At 62.0% G+C, this 25,679-nt stretch carries 20 protein-coding genes and 2 pseudogenes; 6 read left to right on the forward strand and 16 right to left on the reverse strand.

Features of this window, described 5'->3' with window-relative positions:
- From ABIN98_RS01700 to ABIN98_RS01715, 4 genes and pseudogenes are all read left to right on the forward strand, one after another.
- A pseudogene (locus ABIN98_RS01700) lies at positions 1–1,009 on the forward strand (hypothetical protein); the annotation flags it as partial.
- 361 nt (positions 1,010–1,370) lie between these two features.
- Positions 1,371–1,628, forward strand: a complete 258-nt coding sequence (locus tag ABIN98_RS01705; protein ID WP_394701398.1) for a linear amide C-N hydrolase — start codon at positions 1,371–1,373, stop codon at positions 1,626–1,628.
- Positions 1,561–2,460 (forward strand): linear amide C-N hydrolase, encoded by a 900-nt coding sequence (locus ABIN98_RS01710; protein ID WP_394701408.1) that lies wholly within the window; start codon positions 1,561–1,563, stop codon positions 2,458–2,460. The genes ABIN98_RS01705 and ABIN98_RS01710 overlap by 68 nt, the downstream gene beginning before the upstream one ends.
- A 331-nt stretch (positions 2,461–2,791) precedes the next feature.
- Entirely contained in the window at positions 2,792–3,709 is a 918-nt protein-coding gene (locus tag ABIN98_RS01715; protein ID WP_346906840.1) for a cupin-like domain-containing protein, read from the forward strand.
- Positions 3,710–3,898: 189 nt separating this feature from the next.
- Here ABIN98_RS01715 and ABIN98_RS01720 read toward each other — a convergent pair whose 3' ends face one another.
- Positions 3,899–6,103 (reverse strand): DUF1963 domain-containing protein, encoded by a 2,205-nt coding sequence (locus ABIN98_RS01720; protein WP_346906842.1) that lies wholly within the window; start codon positions 6,101–6,103, stop codon positions 3,899–3,901.
- A gap of 786 nt (positions 6,104–6,889) precedes the next feature.
- Between ABIN98_RS01720 and ABIN98_RS01725 the strand changes: the two genes are divergently transcribed.
- Positions 6,890–8,989, forward strand: a complete 2,100-nt coding sequence (locus tag ABIN98_RS01725; RefSeq protein ID WP_346906844.1) for an adenylate/guanylate cyclase domain-containing protein — start codon at positions 6,890–6,892, stop codon at positions 8,987–8,989.
- Between the two features lie 25 nt (positions 8,990–9,014).
- On the opposite strand, the gene ABIN98_RS01730 is transcribed toward ABIN98_RS01725, so the two are convergent.
- The 15 genes and pseudogenes from ABIN98_RS01730 to ABIN98_RS01800 form a co-directional block, all read right to left on the reverse strand.
- Positions 9,015–9,653 (reverse strand): hypothetical protein, encoded by a 639-nt coding sequence (locus ABIN98_RS01730; protein WP_346906846.1) that lies wholly within the window; start codon positions 9,651–9,653, stop codon positions 9,015–9,017.
- Positions 9,650–11,266 carry a transporter substrate-binding domain-containing protein gene (locus tag ABIN98_RS01735; RefSeq protein ID WP_346906848.1) on the reverse strand — a complete coding sequence of 539 codons (1,617 nt, stop codon included), beginning with the start codon at positions 11,264–11,266 and terminating at the stop codon, positions 9,650–9,652. The genes ABIN98_RS01730 and ABIN98_RS01735 overlap by 4 nt, the downstream gene beginning before the upstream one ends.
- Positions 11,267–11,280: 14 nt before the next feature.
- Positions 11,281–11,988 carry a 50S ribosomal protein L11 methyltransferase gene (locus ABIN98_RS01740; protein ID WP_346906850.1) on the reverse strand — a complete coding sequence of 236 codons (708 nt, stop codon included), beginning with the start codon at positions 11,986–11,988 and terminating at the stop codon, positions 11,281–11,283.
- 424 nt (positions 11,989–12,412) lie between these two features.
- The gene (locus ABIN98_RS01745; RefSeq protein WP_346906852.1) at positions 12,413–13,399 is read right to left on the reverse strand and encodes an ABC transporter substrate-binding protein; all 987 of its coding nucleotides are present in this window, start codon (positions 13,397–13,399) and stop codon (positions 12,413–12,415) included.
- Positions 13,400–13,410: 11 nt separating this feature from the next.
- Positions 13,411–15,393, reverse strand: a complete 1,983-nt coding sequence (locus ABIN98_RS01750; RefSeq protein ID WP_346906854.1) for an MFS transporter — start codon at positions 15,391–15,393, stop codon at positions 13,411–13,413.
- Entirely contained in the window at positions 15,390–16,139 is a 750-nt protein-coding gene (locus ABIN98_RS01755) for a hypothetical protein (protein WP_346906856.1), read from the reverse strand. Before ABIN98_RS01755 ends, ABIN98_RS01750 begins: the two co-directional genes overlap by 4 nt.
- Before the next feature lie 322 nt (positions 16,140–16,461).
- Entirely contained in the window at positions 16,462–17,163 is a 702-nt protein-coding gene (locus ABIN98_RS01760; RefSeq protein ID WP_346906858.1) for an ABC transporter ATP-binding protein, read from the reverse strand.
- Entirely contained in the window at positions 17,160–17,906 is a 747-nt protein-coding gene (locus ABIN98_RS01765) for an ABC transporter ATP-binding protein (RefSeq protein WP_346906860.1), read from the reverse strand. Before ABIN98_RS01765 ends, ABIN98_RS01760 begins: the two co-directional genes overlap by 4 nt.
- Positions 17,903–18,889, reverse strand: coding sequence for a branched-chain amino acid ABC transporter permease (locus tag ABIN98_RS01770; protein ID WP_346906862.1), 987 nt, complete (start codon positions 18,887–18,889; stop codon positions 17,903–17,905). Before ABIN98_RS01770 ends, ABIN98_RS01765 begins: the two co-directional genes overlap by 4 nt.
- Positions 18,889–19,815, reverse strand: coding sequence for a branched-chain amino acid ABC transporter permease (locus tag ABIN98_RS01775; protein WP_346906864.1), 927 nt, complete (start codon positions 19,813–19,815; stop codon positions 18,889–18,891). The genes ABIN98_RS01770 and ABIN98_RS01775 overlap by 1 nt, the downstream gene beginning before the upstream one ends.
- A 176-nt stretch (positions 19,816–19,991) precedes the next feature.
- Positions 19,992–21,173 carry an ABC transporter substrate-binding protein gene (locus tag ABIN98_RS01780; protein WP_346906866.1) on the reverse strand — a complete coding sequence of 394 codons (1,182 nt, stop codon included), beginning with the start codon at positions 21,171–21,173 and terminating at the stop codon, positions 19,992–19,994.
- A gap of 123 nt (positions 21,174–21,296) precedes the next feature.
- Entirely contained in the window at positions 21,297–22,532 is a 1,236-nt protein-coding gene (locus tag ABIN98_RS01785) for a flavin-dependent oxidoreductase (protein WP_346906868.1), read from the reverse strand.
- Positions 22,529–22,993 carry a cupin domain-containing protein gene (locus ABIN98_RS01790; RefSeq protein WP_346894022.1) on the reverse strand — a complete coding sequence of 155 codons (465 nt, stop codon included), beginning with the start codon at positions 22,991–22,993 and terminating at the stop codon, positions 22,529–22,531. Before ABIN98_RS01790 ends, ABIN98_RS01785 begins: the two co-directional genes overlap by 4 nt.
- A gap of 384 nt (positions 22,994–23,377) precedes the next feature.
- A pseudogene (locus ABIN98_RS01795) lies at positions 23,378–23,908 on the reverse strand (alpha/beta hydrolase); the annotation flags it as partial.
- A 119-nt stretch (positions 23,909–24,027) separates the two neighbouring features.
- Positions 24,028–24,468 carry a cupin domain-containing protein gene (locus ABIN98_RS01800; protein ID WP_346906870.1) on the reverse strand — a complete coding sequence of 147 codons (441 nt, stop codon included), beginning with the start codon at positions 24,466–24,468 and terminating at the stop codon, positions 24,028–24,030.
- Between the two features lie 169 nt (positions 24,469–24,637).
- Here ABIN98_RS01800 and ABIN98_RS01805 point away from each other — a divergent pair, with 169 nt between their 5' ends.
- Positions 24,638–25,627: an AraC family transcriptional regulator gene (locus tag ABIN98_RS01805; RefSeq protein WP_346906872.1), complete on the forward strand. Its 990-nt coding sequence runs from the start codon at positions 24,638–24,640 to the stop codon at positions 25,625–25,627.
- The last annotated feature ends 52 nt before the right edge of the window (positions 25,628–25,679 follow it).

The raw sequence follows: 25,679 nt of genomic DNA on the forward strand, positions 1-25,679 counted from the left end.
CCGGCCCTGGTACCGGCCGGGTCCGATCCCGATCTTCTTCCCGCGGCCGGTGACCTACGGCATCGGCGCCTTCTATAATCCCGTCCGCGGCACCTTCGGTCGCTACGGCTATGCCTATGGCCCGCGCCGGGGCATCGCCGCAGGCGGCATCTACAATCCGCGCACCGGCGGCTATATCCGGGGAGCCGCGATCAGCGGGCCGCTCGGCAGCGCCGGCTTCATCTCCGCCTATAATCCGCGCACCGGCAACCGGGTCATCATCGGCGGCGGGCGCGGTATTTACGGCAACTGGAAGGGCGGCGGCGTGGTTCGCGGTGGCGAATGGGCGCGCACCCGGGACGTGGCGGCAGGAGCGGCGCAACGCTGGAAGGACGGCGGCGGACCCGGCCGGCTGGCGGACCGGCGCGGCAACGTCTTTGCCGGCCGTGACGGCGGCGTCTACCGGCGCGACGGCAACAACTGGCAGAAGTTCGAAGGTGGCCGCTGGTCGGGTGTCGCGGCACCGTCCCGCGACCAGATCTCCGACCGGCTCGGCGACATCGGCGCGGGGATCGCTGCCGGAGGGGCAGGCGCCGCAATCGGCGGGGCGCTTGCCAACCGGCCGAATGTCAACCGCCCGAACATCAACCGGCCGCAGGGGGACCGACCCAACATCAACCTCCCGACGCAACGGCCAAACGTCAACCGGCCGGTCCAGAAACCAAACGTCAACCGCCCGGTGCAAAAGCCGAACGTCAACCGGCCCGCGCAGAGACCGAACATCACCCCCCCTGCACAAAGGCCGAACGTGACCCGGCCGGCCCAGCGCCCCGCGACCCGGCCCGCTCAAAGGCCAGCAACCCGGCCTCAGGCACCGGCGCATCTGAACCGGGATTACCGCAGCCGGGAAGTCGGCAACCGCCAGGTCAATCGCCAGAGGAACGTGCAACGCTCACGGCCTCAGGCCCGTCCGCAGCCCAGAGGCGGCGGAGGAGGTCATCGTGGCGGTGGCGGCGGCCGCCGGCGGTAATCCACGACCGGCAGTGCTAAAATCAGGCCCCGGCCATCAGCCGATCCGGCGGTGGCCGGGGGTGAGGTTCAGCCGCTTGGTCGCGGCCACGGACTATTGCGGGCGGACGGTACAGATTCCAACCGGACCTCAACCGTCCGGAGTGGATCGAGGGCTGCCCCCAACTCCGCGATTGACGGATCAATCTTGCGAACCCATCAAATGCCGTGCAACGCGCAACTGTTTCTTTAACCTTCTGTGTGTAAACGCTTTTTCGCGCCGCAAACCGGCGGCGATCCACGGGTGCGGCCGCGTGTCGAGCGGCGAGGCCCCGTTCCGATCGCCGCACCGGAACGGACTGGACACAAGACAGGAGCCCTCCATGTTTCGCCCCCTTACAGCCATCGTTCTCGCAGCTTCCCTCAGCTTTGCCCCCGTCGCCAACGCATGCACCGGAATCACGCTGACCGCAAAGGACGGGACGGGCGTTGCCGGCCGGACAATGGAGTTCGGCTTTCCGATCGATTGGCACGTTACCGTCGTGCCGGCCGGAACGCAGATCGCACCCCGAACTGCCGGAAGGATCGGGCGGTCTCACCTACAAGACCAAGTACGGCATCACCGGAATGACCGCCTATGAATCGACCAACTTCGCGGACGCGATCAACGAGGAAGGCCTCTACGTCGGCCTGTTCTATTTCGCCGGATATGCAACCTATCCCGACCTCAGCGACGACAACCGCGACAAGGCGCTCGCACCCCATCAATACGCCACATGGCTGCTCGCGAACTTCGCCACGGTCGAAGAGGTGAAAGCGCATTATGACGACATCGTCCTGGTGGCAGCCAAGTTCAAGCAATTGGGCGTGGTCATCCCGATGCATATTCGCGTCGTCGACAAGACCGGCGAAGCCATCGTCATCGAGCCGACCGACAAGACCCTCAAGATCTTCGACGCTCCGCTCGGCGTCATCACCAACTCGCCGACCTACGACTGGCACATGACGAACCTGTCCAATTTCGTCAACCTTTCGCCCATCAACGTTCCGCCGCTCAAGCTGGACGGCGTCGAACTGCAGGCGACCGGCCAGGGCGCCGGCATGCACGGCCTGCCGGGCGACTTCACGCCGCCGTCGCGCTTCATTCGCGCCGCCGTGTTCTCCCAGTCGGCGCTACCGGTCGATACCGGTACCGAGGTGCGGGAGCAGGCGTTCCACATCCTCAACACCTTCGACATCCCCTACGGCGCGGTCCGGGCCGAGGAGAACGGAAAAATCGCTCCCGACTACACCCAGTGGACCGCCGTTGCCGATATGACCAACATCACCTGGACCGTGAAGACCTACGATGCGCAGAACCTGCGCGTGATCGATACCAAGGCGGCCCTGGCCGCCGCGGGCGACAAGGTCGTCCATATCGATACCAAACAGTGGTCGCAGACTTTTCAGGATATCTCGTCCGGCTTCAAATAGGACCCGCCCCCAAGGGCAGTCTCAAGTCTCGCCCTCGGAGCACGAATGCTCCGGGGGCGTATTTTTAAGCGGCCGCCAGTAACGCCGCGATCCGGTATCGACAACCGGCCAGAAATATCCGGACCACAGCACTGAAAGGACGGCAATTCATATGCCGCCAAGGTAGCCATGTTTTTCCGACTAAATATTTCAATATAATCACGAATAAGCTCCGCATATTGCCAACTTGATACCGGCTCTTATTGCGTTTAGGATTTCGATACTTCGCGCTACTCCATTTGATTTCTCATTTATTTTTGTCCGGTAGCGCATTCGGATTCCGGAGCGACGCATGGCAACCATGGGCAGCGGGACGACCGACCACATCACCACCGTCACCGCGGCTCCGGGCCAGGCCGAGTTTCTGGAGAAATTCGTCCAACCGGAACGGCCATTACTGATCAAGGGGCTGGCGAAGGGCTGGCCCGCGCGGGAGAAATGGTCCCTGGACCGGTTGCGGGCAGATCTGCACAAGCATCCCAAGGTCAAGGACCGGGGCGTCTTCTTCGTCAGCAAGAAGCCGGTCCTTCAAGACGATATCGTCATGCCGGACTTTCTGGAGGGCATCCTCAAGTCGGATGATGTGATGCCCGACTCCGTCGCCTGGCGCTTCTGGGTCAACAAGAAGCACAACAAGACCGTTTTTCACTACGACACCAATGCGGAGAACGTGATCACCGTTCAGGTGAAGGGCTGCAAGGAATGGATCTTGGTCTCACCCGAAACGCCCCTGCCTTCCTACCCCTTCACCAATTTCACCCTGCTGAGGGACGAGGCGAAGCTTCTGCGCAACAAGGTGTCCTACACGTTCGACCTGGAGGAAGGCGACCTGCTTTACGTGCCGCCGCTCTGGTTCCACCGCGCGGTCGCCAAGGACGAGACGAACATCAACATCAACTGGACCTTCACCAAGAAGGCAACCTCGGTAGTGACCCGGGAGTTCCGCCGGGAAACGGAGCGCTGCGACCTGCTGCACGCGTTCAAGACCAGCAAGTCGTCGCTTGTCCGCAAAGCCTACGCCATGGCGATCAAGGCACTGCCCAATGTGGGCGGCATCGGCTGGGGGCTGAAATCCTTCGTCGCCTCTCCCTACAAGCCGAACCGTGCCGCCCTCACCGGCCGCTTCTTCAAGGAACTGTCCCGGATCCCCGGCACGCTGATGACCCTTCCCGAGGTCCGCGCAACGCTGAAAAAGGTCGACAAGACGTAGCAGCGTCTCCACTCGGCCGATATCAGGGCGGCCCTGCCGGCAGCGGACGGAGAGCCTGAACGGCGCGGGAGCGCACTGGCGGCCTTTAGACGATAAGAGCCGCGCGCGCCCTACGCTCATTCGAGCCGAAGTCGCACTTCGGATATCGCTTGCACTTTGATCACCAAAAACCGCCGTGCTTCACGACAGTCAGCCGCCGCAGGTCTGGCCGACGGCCTTGTCCCAGTTCCCCTGCTTGAGGTCTTCCGGCTTGATGAAGAAATCGGCTTCGCCCACATCGCAGAGCATCATGTTCGAGCCATAGTCGGAGAAAAGCTGGAACAGCAGCATGTTCGGATCATTCACGGGAATATTGAACTGCACGGAAGACAGATATCCGAAGAGCTGATGATAGGGTTGGCCGAAGGCGCGGTCCGGCTCCTCGGGCAGCGGCTCATCCTCGCTTTCACGCTGTATCAGCGGCTGATATCTCCCGGCCAGATAGATGCTTTCGGGGAGCCGTGCGGCAAGAGCCGGATCGCCGCCGCTTTGATTGATCAGCTCATTCAGCGTTCGCTGGATCGCATCGACGATAAGCTTCTTGTGCTTGAACTCCGATGTGAGGAACCGGTTCAGATATTCGATGAAGTCTCGGGCATCCCCTGCGTCGAGGTCATGCCCGTGCTGTCGGCCGCACCAGTCCTCCCATCTGCCCAACCGGGAGAGGAAGTCCCGAAGATCGCTGTCGTCGGGAACCTCACTCCAGCGTGCCTGACGTCCTTCTATATAGCGGCAGAACAGGTCGATGCAGAGCGGGCTATAGGGGAATCCGGTCTCATCGTGTGGTTTCAACGACCTGATTTTCTCGCGGAAAGGGGGACTGTCATTGGCGATGATATTGAATACGGGAAAGAAACGGGGTTGGGGCCGGCCCGTGAAGACCTTCGGAAAGATCCTGTCCAACTGCCTGACGTAATAGCGGTCCCGCGCCTCCCTGTAGCCGTCGGGCGCCTTTAACATCAACAAGTCAGATGGCGCGGGCATGGAGGAAAACCCGGAGAAGACAAGCGGCCATTCCGGATAACTGCGCATAACCGGCTGGTCCGGAGGGGAGAAATCTTCGTCAAAGAGGTTATCGGAGCCGTTGATCGCGGCAAGATCTTCCGGCGGCGGCGTCCTGATGCCATTCGACAGCGGATCATAGACGACCCTGGTGTCGTTGCGCGGATCGCCGCTAAAGTCTTCCCCCCAGAGCATATCCTCATCGAGCCGGGCAAAGAACAGCAGCGTGCCGCGCTCCGGGCATTCCGCCGGGCGCCAGGGGAGTTCCGACAGGTCGATCTGAGCCATGAAGTGCAGGGGCATGCCTGCCTTAACATACCGTGCGTCGCTGACCGTACGCGGCCATTCCATGCCCGCGGGAAGGTCCGGATCCCCACCGACCTTGCTGCGCCCGACCGGTGTCCTGGGGGGAGGATATGGACGACGGGCAATGACGGCCGGACGCGACATTCCATCGACAAAGTCGGCAAAAAAATCTGGTTCCCAAGGTGGAACCTTCGCCTTGAACGGATCTGCTTCTTCTCGAATTGGGCCAAGTCGACCGTGCGTCTGCGGCGCGACCGGGGGGAACGGAGCCGTTCCGGTTTCGCGTTCCGGAGCAACAGCCATGGGACGAGCGGGGCGATTCATGATCGCCTCGAGGCGTTTTGGATCGATAAGTGGCTGGCCGTCCTTCGGCGGGGGCTTGCGGCGCACGCGTGTCCGGACGCTTACCGGTGTCTGGCGGGCCGTCTTGTCCTTACGCAGAAAATATCTGGCAACCTGATTGAGCAGCAGCATGATCAGCGCGAATAGGAGAACGTATTTGGCCGGACCGGCGGTTTGGCGTGTCTTTCCAGCGTCAACGTCTTTGAAGCCCGGCACGATCGTGCTCCGCAAGGGGGCAACACCCGTCGCGGGCAAAGGCGACTGTGATGCCGTGTCCTGGGGCAAAAAGCCGGCGATCGTCATTTCGAAACGCGGCGAGATGTGCTTGAAGAGATCGCTTGTGGGAAAAACGGTCAGAAACACGAAAAGTGCGATCGGCAGGACGGGGATGCCCGTGGGCGTATCTTTCTTGAGGAGGGCCCGCACGATAACCAGCACCGGCACCGCCATGGCCAGGATGATGGCATTTATCGCAAGAAAGTGGCCCAGCGCCGTCGTGAAGCCGAGCCAGATCGACAGAGAGGCGATCAGCTTGGCACCGCCACCGCCGATATATCCCATCGCGAAGAAACCGAACAAGACCACCATCACGGCGGCCGCGCACAAGGTGTTTTCCAGGATCATCGTGACCGGCGCGTCGAAGACGATCGCGGTGATGTAAAACAGCATCACGATGACTTGCGGGATGATGTTGGGAATGGCCATCTTGGCTGATCGCTCGAGGTCGCCTGAGGGGACAATTTCAGATGGTGTAAAATCTACCGATGAATATTCGGTTGCAGTTTTCCCTTTTCCGGATGGAGCTTTCCTCCAGCTTCCGGGGAACGTGCTTGCCAGGCTGCGCTGTGCACAAGCCCCCTTTCTGATGCGCCGGCTCCCTTTTCAGACCGGTGACATTGTCCGGGATCGGCACGCGATCGCCAAGGCCGGGATCTGTCCAACAACAAATCCTGCAACATCAGAGTGCTGCGAACGTGAGGTAGCCTATCGGCCGGCTTTCATTGGGGGCATCTAGAGCCTTTCTCGGTTAGATTGATCCATTCTGCCGGAGCCGGTTTGGTTCAAGGCCGAGGGATTTGACGAAGACCGTGCTGACCGCACGGTCGAGGCGAAGCCCGACGGCATTGGGCCAAACCGGCCCGGCCCCCCTCTCATTCGCACCGCATCCGCGGTTCGAATGATCCGTAATTTGAGCTGCTGCGTGTTTGCCGAAGGCAAACAACGCGGCGGGTTTCCGTCCGGCGGACGCCTGCTTTGTCGAGCCGCTTGCCCATAGCCCCGCTATGGGCTGCGCACCTCTCCGCGCAGATCCCCTCGCCGGACGACAAACAGAATGGTTCAATCTAACCGAGGAAGGCTCTATGTCAGGGCGGAAAAGGCTTGATCCGATGGCTTGATCAGGGGATCTTGCGGTCAAACGGCAGATCACTTGGGGAATGAAGGTTTGGATCGACATTCTGGGTTGGTCATTGATGGAAGCGGCAATAACAAATGCGAAACCCAAGCCTGAAATCGGTCATACTGACTTTATTTCTGATCCTGACCCTTCCCGTTTTCATTGGCGTCATCGCTTTTAATTACCTGTCCAGCGAAACGATTGCGCGCAGCGACTCGCTCAAGAGGTTGGAGCAGCATCAGTCGATTGCCGCTGACAGTGTCGAAAACCTTTTTCGCGAGGTTTCCGCCAGTGTTGAGACCATGGCCAGCGCCGGGCGCGTTCAGCCAGACCTTTTCCAGAACATTGGCGCTTTGGATTTTCTGACGACTGTCGCGCGCGGAACACCGGACGTTCTGAGCGCCTATGTCGGTCTTGAAACCGACGGTACCTTCCTGCAGGCGAGGGCCATGCTGGACGGGCAGAACGTTCATGGCGCGCCCTTACCGGACGGCACGACGTTCGCTCATCGCTGGATCATTCCCGATGGGGATGGCGCGTTTGATGAAACTTACGAGTTCCTGAACACAGACAACCAGGCTACAGGGAGATCACGTGCGGCCAGCACCTATGATCCACGCAAACGGTTCTGGTACGAGGTAACCAAGGCCGCTGACAGGCTTACCATTTCGGACCCGGACCTGTTTGCCACCTTGTCCTTGGTCGGCTTCACCATCGCTGCACCGATCTATTGGCACGACCAGTTTTCGGGCATCGTTGCGATTGATCTGACGCTGGAGGGGCTCTCAAGCTATCTGGCGGAGCGCCAGGTCAGTCCCAATTCTGTCAGCTTTATTCTCGACGCCCATGGAAATATCATCGCGAACTCTCAAGAACGCACGGTTTCCCGGACGATCGGAGACAGGCTGAGACTGACCCACATCAGCGAGTGGGCCGATCAGATGGTTGGGATCGTTTACAGTCAGCGCGAGATTCAGGACCGTGGTGCGCAATCCTATTTTGTGCAGCACGACGGCAGGGAATTCGTCGCCTCACTGAAACCGATTGAATCGGTCGCTCACAAGGACTGGCAAATCTTTGTCATCGCGCCAATGGATGACTTCAACGCTGAAATAAAATCAAACAACCGCCGCATGCTTTTGCTCGGGCTCGGGGCGACGGCCTTGCAGATTCTCATCATTTGGCTGTTGGCCAAGAAACTGTCGACGCCGCTGGAACGATTGGCGAGCAGCGTTGAAAACATCCGTGACCTTCGGCAGGAGACGGTGAACGACCTTCCCAAGACACGCGTGCGGGAAATACAGATGCTGTCCAGCGCGGTCGAGACGTTGGACACCGCGATCCGTTCCTTCGCTTCGTTTGTACCGGTCAGCCTGGTGAGGGACCTGCTTCAGTCGGAGCAGAAACTGGAAATTGGCGGCAGCAGCCGCTTCCTGACGATTTTCTTCTCGGACATGGAAGGTTTTTCCGACCTCTCCGAGAAAATCCCGTCCAAGGAACTGGTCCAGAGGGTTTCGGACTATCTCAACATCGCGACAAAATCGGTGAATCGCGAAGCGGGCACGATCGATAAATTTATCGGCGATGGTGTCATGGCCTTCTGGGGTGCGCCCACGATCATGGAGGACCACGCACGGCGGGCTTGCATGGCTGCGTTGCACATCCAGCGTGCGGTCGGCGCATTGAACGCGGAAGTCCTGGCAGTCGGCGGCAATCCGCTCAATGTCCGGATCGGTATCCATAGCGATGCGGTGATTGTCGGCAATATCGGCTCGCCCGAACGGATGAGCTATACGGTGCTTGGTGACGGCGTGAACATAGCGTCGCGGCTGGAGGCGCTGAACAAGACCTACGGAACCAACATCTGCATCAGTCACTCTGTTTACAAGGAAGCCGGTGACAGTCTCTGTGTCCGGCCCATCGGAGATGTCCGGGTCAAGGGACGGCGCGCAAGCATCACCGTCTACGAGTTGCTGGGTGCGTACGGTCAAGGGGCGGAATACGAGCCGGATGAGGAAACCCTGCAGCTTGCGGAAATCAGCCGTGCGGCTTTCGAGCGGCGCCTGGCAGGCGACGATGACGGGGCGATCGCGCTCTATCGCAAAATCCTGACAGACCATCCCGACGATCCGGTCGCGCGGACGGTTCTGGCGGAAATGAGTTCTGCGAACCGAACCGGAACCGCCGTAGGCTGACCTGCCGGTCCTTAGCCCTATGATCCTAGCCCGCCTGAGGCGCGTCCGAGAAGCGGGCTATGACCAGCCGGTGCAGCAGGCGGGAGGAGGCGACGACGGTCTGCATCAGACCGAAAAACAGCAGCACGGTCAGCGCATATAACACAAACCGCCAGACCGATTGGCCAAGCAGCTCTGCCTCCGACAGAACGACGCTCATGGCCTCGTTCACGCCGATTGCCGCTCCGAAACAGGATGCGGAAACGAGGATCTGAAAGGATCTGGCCATATTGGGGATCAGCAACATGGCGGCGCGATGTGCGCCTCGATGCCACTGGACCAGGGCCTCGCTGACCTGATCATAGGCGTAGGAAGTGATGTAAGGCAGACATGCCAGGGTTACGAACATGATCTTGGGATCGGCAAAGTACGCTTCAAGCGCCGAATAATGACTGCGCAGAACCCCCGCCAGGAAAAACATCGCAATGAAGACCGGCGTTGCCCGCAGGACCGAGATCGATGATCCGATAACGGTGCTCACCACCGGGTTTTGCAATCGTCCCAGCAACGCCAGAAGCCCACCGCTTGCAAGTCCGATAACGAGGGCCGAGATCGCGATTTCGAAGTTGACCAGCAAACCTTCGGCAATGCGCAGCGGTAGATCTTCCGAAAACGGTCCAATCATGACGTCAGCCTTTTCGGTTCCAGCCGTTCGATGCGCACACGAAGCCTGCGGCTCAGGCGAACGACGATCATGACGACCAGCACATAGAAGATCAGGAGAATCCAATAGGCTATGGCCTGGTTTCGGGAGAAGGACGTGATGTCATTGAGCGCATTGGTCAGGTCGGCGACGCCGACGAAACTGGCCGCCGAAATCCCGCGCGTCGCATTGGTGAGGAAGGCTTCGATCTGTGATGCCGACCGGATTACGGCCTGGCGCCAGCGCTCTCCTTTTCCCGCGGGCATCTCCACGGACCGCCAGGCATCGGCGATTGCCTGGCCCGCGAAGGCTCCGTTCATGAGCGCGATGGACAGGATGGCAACCAGGAGCGCCACGACCTGCGAATAAGAGAACAGCTGGTTTGCAGCCGTCGCAACGCAGACCAGGATCAGGATGGGAGGGCTGCTTTGCAAGACGGCCTGCAGCACCGCCAGCGGCCATTTCAACAGCCTGCTTTCAGAGGTCAGGCAAACGGCGAGGAAGAAGCTCATGGCCAGCGTCGCGACAATCGCACCGGCCACTGCGATCAATGACACCAGCATGCCATTGGTAAAAAGGTCCCAGGCAACATCGCTGTAAAACACGGCAAGGTGTTCTTGTGCCCAGGCATAGGCCGATTCAACGAAAGCCTTGAACGGACTTGGGGTCAATTCGGCCTTGAGCGGTGGAGCCAGGCATTTCGATGGAGACTGTCGGCAGTCATCACGCTGCCACAGGGTCTGCATGCGTTCGAGATATTCGGTCTCAATCAAATGCTGCCGGGCAATCTCCAGCAATACGCCTTCCGCATGCAGGTCGATCGAAAGCCGGTCCAGCAGGTTCGCCAGTTGGTCGCTTCCCTGAGGAGAAACCGCCATGCCCCACGGAATCTCGCCGAACCCCAGCTTGCGTTCGAACTGCGCCGCCATCTCTGGATCAGCCATGGCGTTGGCGAGAACGCTGTCATCCTGCGCAATGAAGGTGCAGGTGCCTGACCGCAGATTTGAGACCAGCCGGGCCGGCGTGTCGAACAGCATCACCCGGGCCACGCGCGGCACAAGCAGCGTATTCGCATAATTGCCGACCGTCGTGCAGACGGTCTTGTCCGACATGTCTTCCCAGGAGCCGATTTCCAGTCGCCGGGGCCCGATGACGACCGTCTGGCTCGAGTAGTAGTGCGGCCGGATGAAACGCGCGTTGGCGTCGCGGGTCGAATTGTGGCCCATGGTGGCGATAACCAGGTCGATCTGGCCATCGGACAGCGCGGAAATGCGTGTCACCGGAGTGACGTCGACAAACTCGACGTCGACGCCCAGCATCGCTCCGATCTGTTCCGCGACGTCGATCTCGAAGCCTTCGCGTTCGCCCTGGCGCTCGGTGGCAAAGCGGGAATAATCGTCTCGCACGCCGACGCGGATCACGCCATTACAGAGGATGTCGTACAGGCGATCTCCCCGCTCAGCGGAATTGCACCGGTGACGCGCTTCGGTCCTTGCCTGCTCGACCAGCGCAGCGGCAGACTGGGCGGTGGCCGTTGAAGGCCAGGGCAGAAGCATCAGAGCGAGTAACAGCAGGGACAGGAGAGGTCCTGGCATCCGGCGTCCCGATCTCATGCCCAACTTGCGACACCCAGACAGACGCGGCCGAAGACATGCTCTCCCAACGTGAAGACATCTTCGCCATAGCCGCTCGCGCCGTGGGTCAACGCGGACACCTTGAGCGGGGAAAGGTGGACAATCGTCTCCCGGCAGGTCTGCAGGGACAGTCCCCGCGCGCGCAGATAGGCGCGGGTCTGTTCAATTCCGACAAAGCGATTGTGGGTGAAAACCGCCAGGCCGCCCGGGGCGAGGTGCTCCGACAGGCCTTCAAGGAACGGGTCGAGCAATTTGCGTCCATCGGCCCCACCCATGGCCCACGTGGGCAGGCGCCCCGGCAAAGTCAAAGAAGGGGTTGGGAAATGAGGCAGGTTGGCGAGGATCAGATCAAAGCGCCTTGTGCCGTAAGGCTGCCAGAGCGGGCCAAGGAGACAGCTGAAGTCGGCCGGCTCTTGCGGCAATCGGGAGAAGGAAGCGGACACGGCATCAAGTGCGTCCCGTTCAACGTCACTCACGGTCACGGACCGTGCGCCGAGCAATGCGGCCTGCATCGCAACAACGCCGCTGCCGGTGCCGATTTCGCAGACTGTTCGACCGGCCACCTGATCGACGTTCTCTTGCAGAAAGCCAAGCAGCATGGTCGTGTATTCGGTCGGAGAAAACACGTTGAAAGACATCTGTGTTTCCGGTCCTGCGCAGGAAGATAACGTGTTTTCGGCCATGAACCGTACTATAAGCAGAAATCGCAAACCGGACGTAAACCGTCCGTGTTTTCCGTGCCGAAGCAGGCAGATGTTCCTTCCCGAGGTCCGCGCGACGCTGAGGATGGTCGACAAGACGTAGCGGGTCTGCCGCTGCCTTAACCCGGCGAAGATTCCCGGCGGGTTTAGGCGGGTAATTTCATTTCAGTCCAAGACCGGACAAATTACGCCAGCATACTTTTTCAGCAGTCTGGGCAGAAAGCGGCGTTTGTTGCAGAGTGAACGAATATCTGAAATGGGGCCGGGAGCAGACATTAAGTTGTCCAAAATCCAAGCGTCCGCTTGTGCCCGGAACGGACCATTCGAAATCACTTCAGCATGCTTGCAGTAACTAAAAGATGTTGGGCTGAGGGCTAAGAACGCCATGGCTGTCGCCGGCGCAATCTCAATCGACAGTTTCCGCGATTTGAATCAGATCGAGCGGCGGAAAGAGCTTCAATTTCTTGGCGACTTCGATGTTGATGACGATGGCGAAGTCGGTCATCCGGGCGACCGGTAGTTCCCCTGCCGGCGTGCCGGCGAGGATTTTTTCGGCTTGTTGCCCGGCCAGCCGTCCGACTTCGTAGTAGCGCGACGAAACCGACAGCAGGGCCGAGGCGTCTTTCACCAGGCCCTCGTATGGACTGAGAACCGGCATACCGTTTGCCAATGCCTGTTCCGTGAACGTTTCGCCGTTGCGGCGCAGGAAGGACGACGAGCCCAGATAGACGAATTCGACGCCGGCCTGTTTGAGTTCGGCCATGGCGGGGCCGATGTCCTCGACGCTCGGTTCTCCGCCGGCCCCCAGCGGCAATTCCTTGGCGACGAGTTCATATCCCATCTTTTCGGCCAGAGCGGCCATCTCGTTGCGCTTGAGAACGGAGTTTTCCTCGTTCATGTTGTAGATCAGGCCCAGGCGGCTGAAATTCGGAAGATAGTTCCGGATCGTCTCGATATTGACCACTTCCGGCACGCGATTGTAGGTTCCGGTCACATTGTCCCGGCCAGTATCGTCGAGCGAGTCCACGATGCCGGCCCCGACCGGATCGGCAACGATCATGAAGACAACCGGAATGCCATGGTCGATGGGGGGCGTGTCCCGGTTGGCTAGCGTGCCGGCAATGCCGGTCGTCACCGTCGTTCCCCACGAGACAAGAAGGTCTGCTTTTTCGTCAAGGCTTTCGGCGAGGATTCCGGGAATGGCCTCCTTGTCCTGATTGGCGTCACGCACCTCGACTTCGACATCGAGGCCTTTCTCGCGGACATAGTCCTGAAAGCCCCGGCAGGCGTCTTCGCATCCCCTCCAGGTCACCATGACAATTCTGGACTGGGCCACCGCCATCGTGGGAACGATGACCAGCAGCACGTATGTCGTCAGAAACAATACGCGCATCTTCTCCTCCACTATGTCTGCCGTCGGGACCTCAAGGCCAGGCCCGCGCCCATATGGACAAGGATACCCGACAAAACGATTAAGGCCAGTATCCGAATGATCTGCTCGCCGCCCCAGTTTCCGACCGCCAGTGCCGCGATGCCGAGGCCGGCCAATGCGCCCAGACGTTCGACGGCCCGCAGATAGTCGAGCCCGCGTCCGGTTGCGCCGGTCATTCGTACGGCAAGCGCGTATTGGGGCGCCCTTATGAACGTGTGGCCGATGCCAAGAATCGCAACGGCGACCGCCATCGCCCAGAAACCGCTCCAGAAGGAAAGCGAGAACAGCGCACCGGCCGACAGAAGCCCGCCGGCGGTCACCATGACGGCCGAGCCGGGACCGCGGTCTGACAGATATGAAACGGCAGGCCCGAGCAGGATGACCGCGAGGTAGTAGAGCATCACCACGCGCGCGATTTCGGCCGGGCCCAATCCGTTCGAGGCGAGTATGAGCGGCGTCAGATACCAGATGAAGACGGCTATCGTAGCATTCATCGGCACCGCGACTCCCGCAAGAAGCGCCGCAAAGGGAACCGAAAAGCGCATCCGTTCGCGCGCCGCCGCCGACATGGCGTTCTTCATATCCATGTCGCCTGCGCGCCCGCGCATGGCGAACCAGCCTGCCGCGCCGGACGCGAGACAGATCGATGCGCCAAAAACGAAAGCGCTCCCGTAGCCGAGGCGGCCGGCCACGAGGCCGCCAAGCGCCGATCCGCAGAAAACGCCGCCATAGATGACCGCCATGAACGTGCCGAAGGGGCGGGCGCTGCCTGCTTCCTCCCCGGCGCGAATGGCGTAGGTCTGGCAGCCGATGGTCGCGGTTGCGTATGAGATCGCCATCGCGCCGCGCAGAAGCGCAATCGCGATGAGACTGTCGGCGAAACCGAGTGCCAGCAAAGCGAGGGCGTTCGGCGCCACGGAGGCGAGGAAGATCCGGCGTGGACCAAATCTGCCGGCAATCGTTCCCGCGAAGGGCGAGAGCGCCGCCATGGCGAGGAGATAGACTATCAGCGGCAATGCGGCGGCGAATTCGGCCGACAACCAGTCGGGCCGGGTAGCCGCCCGCGCGTAGAGCGGAAGAAATGCCACCGCGGTTTCGGCGGACACAGAGAACAGGAACAGCGCGATGCGGATATCGCTGATCTCGGAGAGACGGAGCCGCAGCGGCCGGCCTTCGGTAATCGACCATCGCGGAAAACCGGCAATCCGCTTGCGCGCCGACGCGGGCAGGTTGACCAGCTGCTCGGACAGATCCTCGGCGTGATCATTGAACCGGGCAACCGTTTGCGCCAGTCCGCCGAGTCCGCCCGGCCTTATGCGCAGATTGAACCGGCCTTTCACCTGTTCGCGCAACAGCCGCAGGATACGGTCCAGCGGCTTCCCGACCGAGGACATGGCAACGGCGAACGCGGCTTCCATGGCCACGACAATCGCCACGAGGACGATCACGACAACGTCGATGAATACCTGGCGCAGGCGCGTCCGCACGAAATGGGGGTCCGTTTCTATGACGAAGGTGCCGATCAGCGTGTTGCCTTCGAGGATCGGCAACTCGAACCGCGCCGCCTCGATCGACACCACCTGTCCGAAACCGGTCGGAGCACCCTGTACCGTCGCGCTCTCGCGCTCGCTCACCGCGACGAGATCGCCTTGCGCGTTCAGGACCGAAATCCGGTCGACTTCCCCGAAATCCTCCAGCGCGTTATTGAGATAGGCGTCCAGTCCGCTGATCGATTCCAGCGGGATGCCGAGATCCAGCGCGCGCTGGATTTCTCCGCGCAGTGTCGAGCCGATCAGCCGGACCCGGGTGGACAGTTCCGGTTCGACGGCCCGATCGAACGCGCTGATGGCGACAGCGCCGACGGCCATGACGGACAGGATGACCGAGATCGCGACCATCAGGATCAGCCGGATGCGCATGCCTTCCCGGTCGAACGTGAAGCCGGGAGCCCTCATGTGGCCTTCACCCGAAGTCCGTCCAGGTCGAGTCTCGCTTTTTGGTAGTTGTGTTCGGCCTGGGCGAGAAGTCTCTTCAACTCGCTCTCGTCGGCGTTCCCGGCGGGAGCAAGGTCATGACCGCCGCTGCGCCACGCGGCGCGCTCGAAATCCGAAATCGTTTCCTCGAGTGAATCGAAGAAGCCGATTTGCGGATTGAGGCCAAGTCTCAGAAGACCGGCGCTCAGCCCGCTCGTGACAAGGAAGATCAGAAACGCGCCAAGCGCGAGTTCCGCGCCCACCGCGCGAACGCGCGTCACGTTCTCCGTATTCGAATAGGTGATCACGATACCGCCGGCGGATCCTCCGCCGCGTGACGCGATCTCGATACCGCTCAGGAAGCCGTCGAAGGTTTCGTGATGCCAGGCGGCCCCGCGCGCGGCGCGGCGGGTTTCCTGGATATCCGCGGATATTTCGCGTTGTTGCGAGTCCGCGGTGGAATGGATTATCCGCCCGTCGGCATCGAAGACGTCGATCGAAAGGATTGCGTCATCCGATTGTCTGGACCTCTCGAGAAGTGCCCTTGCATTGCGCACGGTGGACAACGGCAGTCCAAGCTTGGCAGCCGCTTCGAACGGTGCCGCCGTCCGGTTTGCCAATACGGTCAGACGATCGGCAGCGAGCCCGGCATTGATGTTTCCGAACTGCATCGTGGCGAGGATGACAAAGATGGACAGCACGGCCAGATTGACCGCCACGACAGCCATCCATATTCGCCAAAATAACGCCATGCGTCGCCCCGCCCCTTGTATGCCGATCTTTTTATAACCTGATCTTCACCTGTCATGATACGTCGAGGGCCAACAATTTGGCGGGTCAATGCAAGCCGAATTGATGGCCGTGAATACAACCAAGCCGTGAAGACCTTGCTTGTTCCTAAATCTGGATGAGAAAAAGCGTCCGCCTAGGGTCAAAAGCGGTCGTTTCGCATTCGCAATCGTCAAGTCCGCTTTGGGGAGGCAAAGCGGTCAGTCGCGTAGAGATCTTCGAGGGCAGGTTGGGGCCGAGCCCCCACGCTGCCCCTCCCCCTCACAAATGCAGATACTGTTCCACGTGATCGCGGTCGGCGTTGAAGGCTTCCGCGTCGCCGTTCCAGACGATCTCGCCCTTTTCGATCACGTAGTACCGGTCCGAGATCCGGGAGAGTTCGTCGAGGTTCTTGTCGATCAGGAGGATCGACAGGCCGCTTTTCTTCAATTGGGCGAGCATGGACCAGATTTCCTCGCGGATCAGCGGGGCCAGGCCTTCGGTGGCCTCGTCGAGGATCAGGAGGCTCGGGTTGGTCATCAGGGCACGTCCGATGGCGAGCATCTGCTGTTCGCCGCCCGACAGCTGGAAACCGAGGTTGCGCCGGCGCTCCGCCAGGCGCGGGAAGGCCTCGTAGATCTTCTCTTCCGTCCAGCCGTCCGGAACGGGGCGTGCGGTTGCGCGCAGGTTTTCGCTGACGGTGAGCGAGGGGAACACCAGCCGTCCCTCCGGCACCAGCCCCAGCCCCGCCTGGGCGACCCGGTAAGGCGGTTCGCCGGTCAGGTCCTCGCCCTTCACCAGGATCTTGCCTTCGCTGGGTTTCAACAGCCCCATGAGGCAGCGCACGGTGGTCGTCTTGCCCATGCCGTTGCGGCCCATGAGCGTGGTGACCTGGCCCTCGGGCAGGTCGAGATCGATCCCGAACAGGACCTCGGCATTGCCGTAGCCCGCATGCAGACCGGTCACAGACAGGAGCGCGCTCATTTGTGGGTGTCTCCGAGATAGGCTGCCCGGGCGGCCGGGTCGTTTCGAACGTGATCGGGGCTGCCCTGAGCCACGACTTCTCCGTTGACCAGCACGGACACCGTGTCCGCCAGCCGGAAGATCGCGTCCATGTCATGTTCCACCAAGAGCATCGGGATGCTGCGGCGCAGATCGGCCAGAATGTCGATCAGCATGGCGCTTTCCACCCGCCCAAGGCCGGCCATGGGTTCGTCCAGTAGCAGCAGCCTCGGCGCGCCGGCCAGAGCGATCGCCAGTTCCAGGAGCCGGCGTTCGCCGTGGGACAGGTCGGCGGCGGGCACCAGGGCCCGTCCGCCCATGTTGAGACGTTCCAGCGTCGCCATGGCGATGTCGTTCAGGGTCTTCTCCCGTGCTGCCGGGCGGAAGAAGCGGAAGCTCGAGCCGGACTTGGCCTGGGCGGCCAGCGCCACGTTTTCCAGAACCGAGAAGGACGGCAGGATCGAGGTCAGCTGGAACGTGCGCCCGAGACCTGCCTGCGCCCGCTGCGATGGCGTGCTGGCGGTGATGTTGCGGCCGGCGAGGATGATCTCGCCCGCGTCCGGGTGCAGCACGCCGGAGATCTGGTGGATCAGCGTCGTCTTGCCGGCGCCGTTCGGTCCGATCAGCGCATGGCACTGGCCGTCGGGCACGGAGAGCGTGATGTTACGGCTGACATGCACGGCGCCGAAGTGCTTGTTCAGGTCGCGGATCTCCAAGACGCTCATGAGGACTGCTCCCCGCTTGTGACAGGCGCACCCGTCTGGCCGGCCCCGGCCTTTGCCGGAAACAGCAGGTCGCTCAGCCCTCCCTTGGCGTAGAGCGCCATCAGCACCAGGAGCGGGCCGTAAAGAAGCCGCCACTCGTGCAGGAAGGAGCCGAGCACCTCCTCGACGATGACCAGGAAGAACGCGCCGAACAGGGCGCCATTGCGTGTTCCCAGACCGCCCAGCACCACGACCACCAGCAGGTCGCCGGACCGCTGCCAGGTGGCAAGCGCGGGGCTGACGAACTCCGCCTGTTGCACGGTCAGCAGGCCCGCGACGGCGGCGATCATGCCGGCGATGACATAGGCGGTCAGGCGGTAGCGGAAGACGGAAAAGCCGATGATCTCGGTCCGCTCGGCATTGTCGCGTGCGGCCCGCAGCACCCGGCCGAAGCGAGACCCGCTCAGGCGGTTCACGCCCCACCAGGTCAAGACCAGCGTGGCCAGGACGACCAGGTAGAGCTGGCCGCCGTTCTGAACCACGTCGCTGCCGAAGAAGGTTGCCAATGACCACAGCGTCAGCCCGTCGTCGCCGCCATAGGGGGCCAGCGAGGTCAGGGTGAAATAGGTCATCTGGCCGAAGGCGAGCGTGATCATCAGGAAGTAGACCCCGGAGGTCCGGAGCGCCAGGGCTCCGGTGACCAGGGCGTAGATCCCCGAGACGGCAAGGGCGATCAGCAGCAGCACCAGGATATTCTCGATCCCGCTTTCCAGGCCGATGGCCGCCGCATAGGCGCCAATGGCGACGAAGGCCGCGTGACCCAGGCTGAGCATACCGCCCTGGCCGATCAGAAGATCGAGCGAGATCGCCGCGATCGCCAGCAGCATCGCCTTGATCAGCAGGTTCAGGAGGTAAGACTGGCCGACCAGCGGCAGGACGAAATAGGCGGCCAGCAGGAGCGCGAACACGAGCCCCATGACGACCAGACTGCGATCCACGCGCATTACGCGGCCCCCTTCGCCGGCAGAAGTCCCTGCGGACGGAAAACCAGGATGACGGCCATCAGGATGTAGATCAGCATCGATGCCAGCGCCGGTCCCACCTGGGTGGAGACGGAAGGCGGAAAGACGAGTTCCAGCCCCTCGGTCAGGAGGGTGCGCCCGAGCGTGTCGAACAGCCCGACCAGAAGGGCTGCGAGGAAGGCGCCGCGGATCGAGCCGATGCCGCCGATGATGATGACCACGAAGGCGATGATCAGGATGTTGTCGCCCATGCCCGGCTCGATCGCGAAGATCGGAGCGGCAATCACGCCGGCAAAGCCTGCCAGCATGGCGCCGACACCGAAGACGATCATGAACAGTTTCTGGACGTTGACCCCGAGCGCGGACACCATCTCCGGCGTGGTCGCGCCGGCGCGGATCAGCATGCCCACCCGCGTCCGCGTCACCGTAACGTAGAGCGCGGCGGCAACGGCAAGCCCGGCCAGGATCGTGGCGAAGCGATACACCGGATAGCGCAGCTGTTCGGTCAGCTGGATCGATCCGGCGAGGAACTCCGGCGGCTGGATCGACAGCGTTGCCGGGCCGAAGATCACCTTGGCCAGCTCATTGAGAAAGATGATGATCCCGAAGGTCGCCAGCACCTGGGCGAGGTGGTCCCGGCCGTAAAGACGCCGGAACACGAAATGCTCCAAGAGCAGACCGAGCAGGAGGGCAGCGGCCATCGACAGGACGACCGAAATGACGAAGCTGCCGGTGAGCTGGTGAAAGGCGAAAACCAGATAGGCCCCCACCATGTACTGCACGCCATGGGCCAGGTTGATGAACCCCATGACACCGAAAACGAGGGTGAGACCAGCTGCAATCAGGAAGAGGAGCGTGCCGTACTGGAGACCGTTCAGGCACTGAATCAGAAGGAGGGTGAAGGACACCACGACTGCCTTTTATTGATGGGACGCACCCGCTCTCGAAGGGGACGGGCGACAGCCTGCTGACAAAGCCCTCTCCTCACCATAGTCACCCCGGCCAAGCGTCCGGGATGACCAAGTCAGGGCTTGTCATCAACTTCACGCGCCCGCCCCTGAACGGGGCGGGCGCGATCCGTTTGTTACATCTTGCACTCGCCGTGGAAGCTGTCTTCATAGTTCTCGACGATGGTCCGCTTGGCGGTCGTCCAGTACTTGCCGTCTTCCCGCTTGGCCACTTCGAGCAGGTGGAAGTCCTGAACGGGGTAGTGGTTGTTGCTGAAAGAGAAAGACCCGCGCACGGACGTGAAATCCGCGGCCTCCAGAGCCTTGCGCATCGCGTCCTTGTCGCTGACATCGCCACCGGTCTTTTCCAGCGCGCTGGCGATCAGCAGAGCCGTGTCATAGGACTGGGCGGCGTAGCCACCCGGAACATAGCCGTATTTTGCCTCGAAGGCGGAGACGAAGGCCTTGTTGGCCTCGTTGGTCATGTCCGGCGCCCAGTTACCTGCGGACAGGAAGCCGACGGCGTCGTCCTTCTGGCCCGGCAGGGTGGTTTCATCGGTGGTGAAGACGGAGGTGAACTTCATGCTGTCGCCGAGGCCCGTCGCCTTGAACTGCTTGACGAGGCGCACACCCATGCCGCCGGGCATGAAGGTGAACAGCGCGTCCGCGCCTTCCGTGGAGATCTTGGCAAGCTCGGAGGAGAAATCCTGATGGCCGAGCGGCGTGTAGATCTCGTCGGCCACTTCGCCCTTGAAGGTCTGCTTGTAGCCGGCGACGTTGTCGCGGCCTGCCTGATAGTTCGGCACCATCACGACGACCTTCTTGAAGCCTTCCTCGTTGGCGATCATGCCGCTCACTTCGGCGTTCTGGTTGTTCTGGTAGGAGGTGACGAAGAAATAGGGATTGCAGTTCTTGCCGGCGAAGGTCGACGGGCCCGCGTTCGGGCTGATCAGGAAGGTCTCGGACTGGATCACCGGCTTGAAGATCGCCTGCAGCATGTTGGAGAACACGGTGCCGACCACAAAATCGACCTCGTCACGCTCGACCAGCGACTTCGCCTTGAGCAGGGCGACGTCCGGCTTGAGTTCATCGTCTTCCACGATCAGGGAAACGGCCTGTCCGCCCAGCTTGCCGCCGTTCTGTTCCAGCGCGAGGTTGAAGCCGTCGACGATCTGCTGGCCGAGGGCTGCCGGCGGGCCGGACAGGGTGACGACCATCCCGATCTTGACGTCCTCGGCGAGTGCTGCCGAAGACAGCGCGGTGTTCATTGCCAAAGCCGCTGCCAGGCTTGCAAAGGTGATTTTCGTCGTTGCTTTCATAATCATTCGTCCTCTTATGCCCCCCTCCGGGGCTGGTTGAATTTCAGTTTCAAACGTTGTTCGGAACCGGTTTCTTGGTTTTTTGTCTTTTCCCGGTTCCGGGCCGACGCCCGTCCTTGACGGTCAGGCGTCTTCCTTCGTAGCGAAGCCGGCCATCTTTGCGTAGCCTTTGACGATCGCCTTTCGATCTTCATATCCAAGCACATCGTCGACGTTCTCGAAACGGCGCGGGCTCAGCTTCTCCACCTCGTCGATCACGCGCTCGGGTCCGCCGATACGGTTGGTGCGCACGACCTCGGCGGTTTTGGGCAGCCGGTCCTGCTCGTAGCGGTAGAGCGCTTCGCGCGGATGTTCGGCCGCCGCCATTTCGTCGGCAAGGCAGCGCGCATCCAGAATGGCCTGCGCCGCACCGTTGGAACCGACCGGATACATCGGATGGGCCGCATCGCCCAGAAGCGTGACCCGGCCATGGGTCCAGCGCGGCAGCGGATCGCGGTCGGCCATCGGATATTCGTAGATGGCGCTGCTGGAGCGCACCAGCGCCTCGATGTCGATGCCCGGCACGTGGAACCGTTTGGCGTAAGGCAGAACCTTGGAAAGCGGGGCCTGCTTCGACCAGCTTTCCGGCGGAGGCGGCGAAACGGAGGCATCGGCGACGCGCACGTTCACCACCCAGTTCATCAGCTGCCGGCCGTCCTTTGCAGGCGCGATCGGATAAAGCACCAGCTTCGCGCCCAGGCCACCGGCAATCGCCATGGTCTCGCCGTCTTCCCAGACCGGCCATTCGGCGGCACCGCGCCACATGACGACACCGGTCCAACTCGGCCCGCCCTCGTTCGGATAGAACCGGCGCCGGCCGACGCTGTGGATGCCGTCGGCACAGACCAGCACTTCCGCGCGCAAGGTCGTCGAACTGAGGCCGTCGGCCGTATCGGTGAAATGCGCCGTGACACCGGCCTCGTCCTGGACGAAGCCGGACAGGCGCTTGCCCGTCAGAACCGCGTCTTGCCCCATGCGCTCGACCGCGGCGTCGTAGAGCACTTTCTGCAGCCGGCCGCGGTGGATGGAAAACTGCGGATACTCATGGCCCGCATGCATGCCGCGCGGCTCGCACCAGACTTCCTGGCCGATGCGCGTCAGGTAGCGCAGTTCCCGGGTGCGCAATCCCACCTCGTCCAGCCGCGGCAAAAGCCCCAGCTCGGCGAGTTCGGCGATGGAATGGGGCAGCGTGTTGATACCGACCCCGACCTCGCGCACCTCCGAGGCCTGTTCCACGACCTGCGCCTTGATACCACGCTCGTGCAGCATCAGGGCCGCGGTCAGCCCGCCGATTCCGGCGCCTGCGATCAGGACCGTCATTGATCCGCGCCTTCTTCCGGCGGCAGGAAGTCGATGGCATGCGCGGCGGAGACGGCGACGATCTGCGCCGGATCGGCATCCGGTCCCATGTTGTGAAGCGCCCAGAACAGATCATAGAGCTGCGCGGTCGGGGTGACCCAGAACAGCGTCTTGATGGTGCTGTCGGACTTGTTGAAGATGCCGTGGGGAATGCCGCGCGGCAGCTTCACCAGATCGCCCGGCTCGCCGACCACCGGCTTGCCGTCGAGCAGGAAATCGAAGCGGCCTTCCAGAATGTAGAGAAATTCGTCCTGGTCCGGGTGAATATGCGGCGGCACGAAGGTTCCCGGCGGGAAGGTGGCGTGCCAGGAGAAGCATTCCTCGGTCATCTGCTTGGGCACGTAGGTCTGGCCCAGAATGTTCCAGCTGATTTCGTCGAGACCTTCGCGGGACTTGACGATCCCGGGAGCCATGGTGGTCATTTTTGTCCCCTTACTCACTGTACTGCTAGAAGCCTGAGCCGCCTGCGCCCGGACCGGCGCGCTGTTGCCGGCCTCTTCGCGGAACGGGCCGACAAAGGCGGCGGTGATCGGCGATGCCGGATCCTTCAGGCCTTCGATGATGGTGAAATGATTGTGGTCGCCTTCGACCTCGCAGCGCACCGGCACGTCCAGTCCCGCCCACGTGTCGGTGAGAAGACGGGTCTGGCGGATGAACTCAGGCCGTTCGCCGCCGCCGACCCAGCAGGTCAGCGGCGTGGCGGCCGCCGGCTGCGCCAGAACGGCGCTTTCGGCCCGGGCCTCGTCCAGATCCAGGTGGAGAGTTTCGTTCATCTCGGTGTTGAGCAGCGGGCGCAGGTCGTGCAGGCCGCTGATCGACAGGACATGGACGATGCGTTCGCGCACGGCGTCCGGCAGCGGGCTGTCGGTGCACAGCATGCGGGTCGCCAGATGTCCGCCGGCGGAGTGCCCGCTGAGGCGGATCGGTCCGTCGATGAGCTTGGCGGCCGTGGAAATGGCGCGGCCGACCTGGGCGGTGATCTCGTGAATGCGCGCTTCCGGCGTCAGGGTATAACTGGGCAGGCAGACCGCCCAACCTTCGGCCCGGGCGCCTTCGGCGAAATCCGTCCAGTGACCCTTTTCCAGCCGCATCCAGAATCCGCCATGGATGAAGACGGCCAGTCCCTTGGGCGTGTCTTCCGGCCAGACGATGTCGAATTTTTCCCGCGGGTGGCTGCCGTAGGAGATGTCCAGGTCGAGCCGGTGTCCGCCCGCCTGCAGCTTCGCCCTGTAGGCCGCGGCGCGCTCGGCCCAGAAGCCGGGAAGCTCGGCGGAATTCTCGACGTGTTTCATATTCGCGAAGGCGTCGTCCCAGTCGCGCAAAGGTGGCAATTTCATTTGGGCCGTCCTGTTGGATACTCGGTACTGTTGGAGGCTGTTGTCGGTCACTTGACCTTTTGAAGGGCGCAGGAGCCGTCCGAGGGCTCTGCGCAGGGTTCGAAAGGGTCTAGTCCTGCTCACGTCGCCTCGGGCGGAGGCAGAAAGTTTACTTCGCGCAAGGCCGACAGGCGGACCAGTTCTTCCGGATCGGTCACCCCGTCCAGCTCGGTGAACAGTTCGTAGAGCTCGCGTGCCGGCGACACGCCGAAGACGCAGGTTGCCGTCTTGCCGGAGCGGTTGAAGATGCCGTGGGGGATGCCGCGCGGCATCTTCACGGTGTCGCCGGGACCGGCCTTGGCGTGCTCGTCGGGAAATTCCACGTCCAGCTCGCCGTCGATCATGTAGATCCACTCGTCCTGGGTGGGGTGAATGTGCGGTGGCACGAAGGTGCCGTCGGGAATGGTGGCGTGCCAGACAAAGGCATCCTCCGTCAGCAGCTTGGGCACATAGGTGTGTCCCACCACGTTCCAGGCCAGGCCGTTCATGCCGCCTGCGGCCTTCAACACGCCTTTTTCCATTGTCGGGCTCCTGTCATTACAATCTCCTGCTACACTGCAACGCTTTCCCGTAAGCCGTTATCCAAAAAACGAACGCCTCGTTCCGGCATAAATTTTAACCTTGAAGCACATCGGAACTCGTGCGCTAAATTGATCGGGGAAAACCCGTACTTGCAGCGTTGGGGAACGAATGGCCGCACAAGAGGCTTTGGCGACGAGGGAATTTTTCGCGCAGCACCCGGTGGTGCGCACGCGCGACATGGACGAAGCGCGGCACATCGTGGCCCGCAAGCTGTGCGACCACAAGCTTGAGGTCAACGGCCGCCGCTCCGGGCTTTTCGTCCGCCACAACGCGGTGACCGGCAAGAACGTCTCCGTCAATTACCTGCGCTACGGCGCCGACGTAACGGTGGACCCGGGACAGCTCGGCTCGTTCTACCTGTTTCAGGTGCCGCTTTCCGGCTGTGCATATATCAGGCACCGTGGCGAGGAAATGACCGCCACCACCGAAATGGGCGCCATCCTGAACCCGGACCGGGGTGCGGTGCTGCACTGGGCGCGCGACTGCAGCAAGCTGCTGCTCCAGGTCGACAAGACCCAGCTGGAAGAGGTCGCCCGGTCGATCACCGGCGCGCCCCTGCCCGGCCCGATCCGCTTCCAGACGCAGGTCGACCTGACCGACGGACCGGGACGGCAGCTGAAACGCCTCGTCATGGCCTGCGCCCAGGCGACCGAGAACGGCGACCTGTTCGCCGGTCCGCTTGCGGCGAAGGACCTGAAGGCGGAAGAAGACCTGGCCCATGCGCTGCTGACCCTTCAGCCCAGCAACATCTCGCACATCATCGAGCGTTCCGACCGGCGCGCCAATCCGCGGGAAATCCGGATCGCGCTGGAATACATCCACGCCAACCTGGGCGAACCGATCACGCTCGCCGACATCGCCCACGCCGCGCGCATGAATGTGCGGACGCTACAGAAAGGCTTCCAGCGCATCTACGGCCAGAGCCCGATGCAGGCCCTGCGCAACGCGCGCCTCGACACGGCCCATTACATGCTGTCCGCCCGGCGCAATCCGCCCAGCGTCAGCGAGGCCGCCCATACCTGCGGCTTCTCCCACCTCAGCCGGTTTTCCTACTACTACAAGGAACGCTTCGGACATCTGCCCAGCGACCAGCGCTGAAGCGCGGCAGATAGGGGTTTGCGCTGGCCGATGAGGGCACGGGCAAGCTGAT

The organism is uncultured Roseibium sp. (genome assembly GCF_963675095.2).
Taxonomy (GTDB): domain Bacteria; phylum Pseudomonadota; class Alphaproteobacteria; order Rhizobiales; family Stappiaceae; genus Roseibium.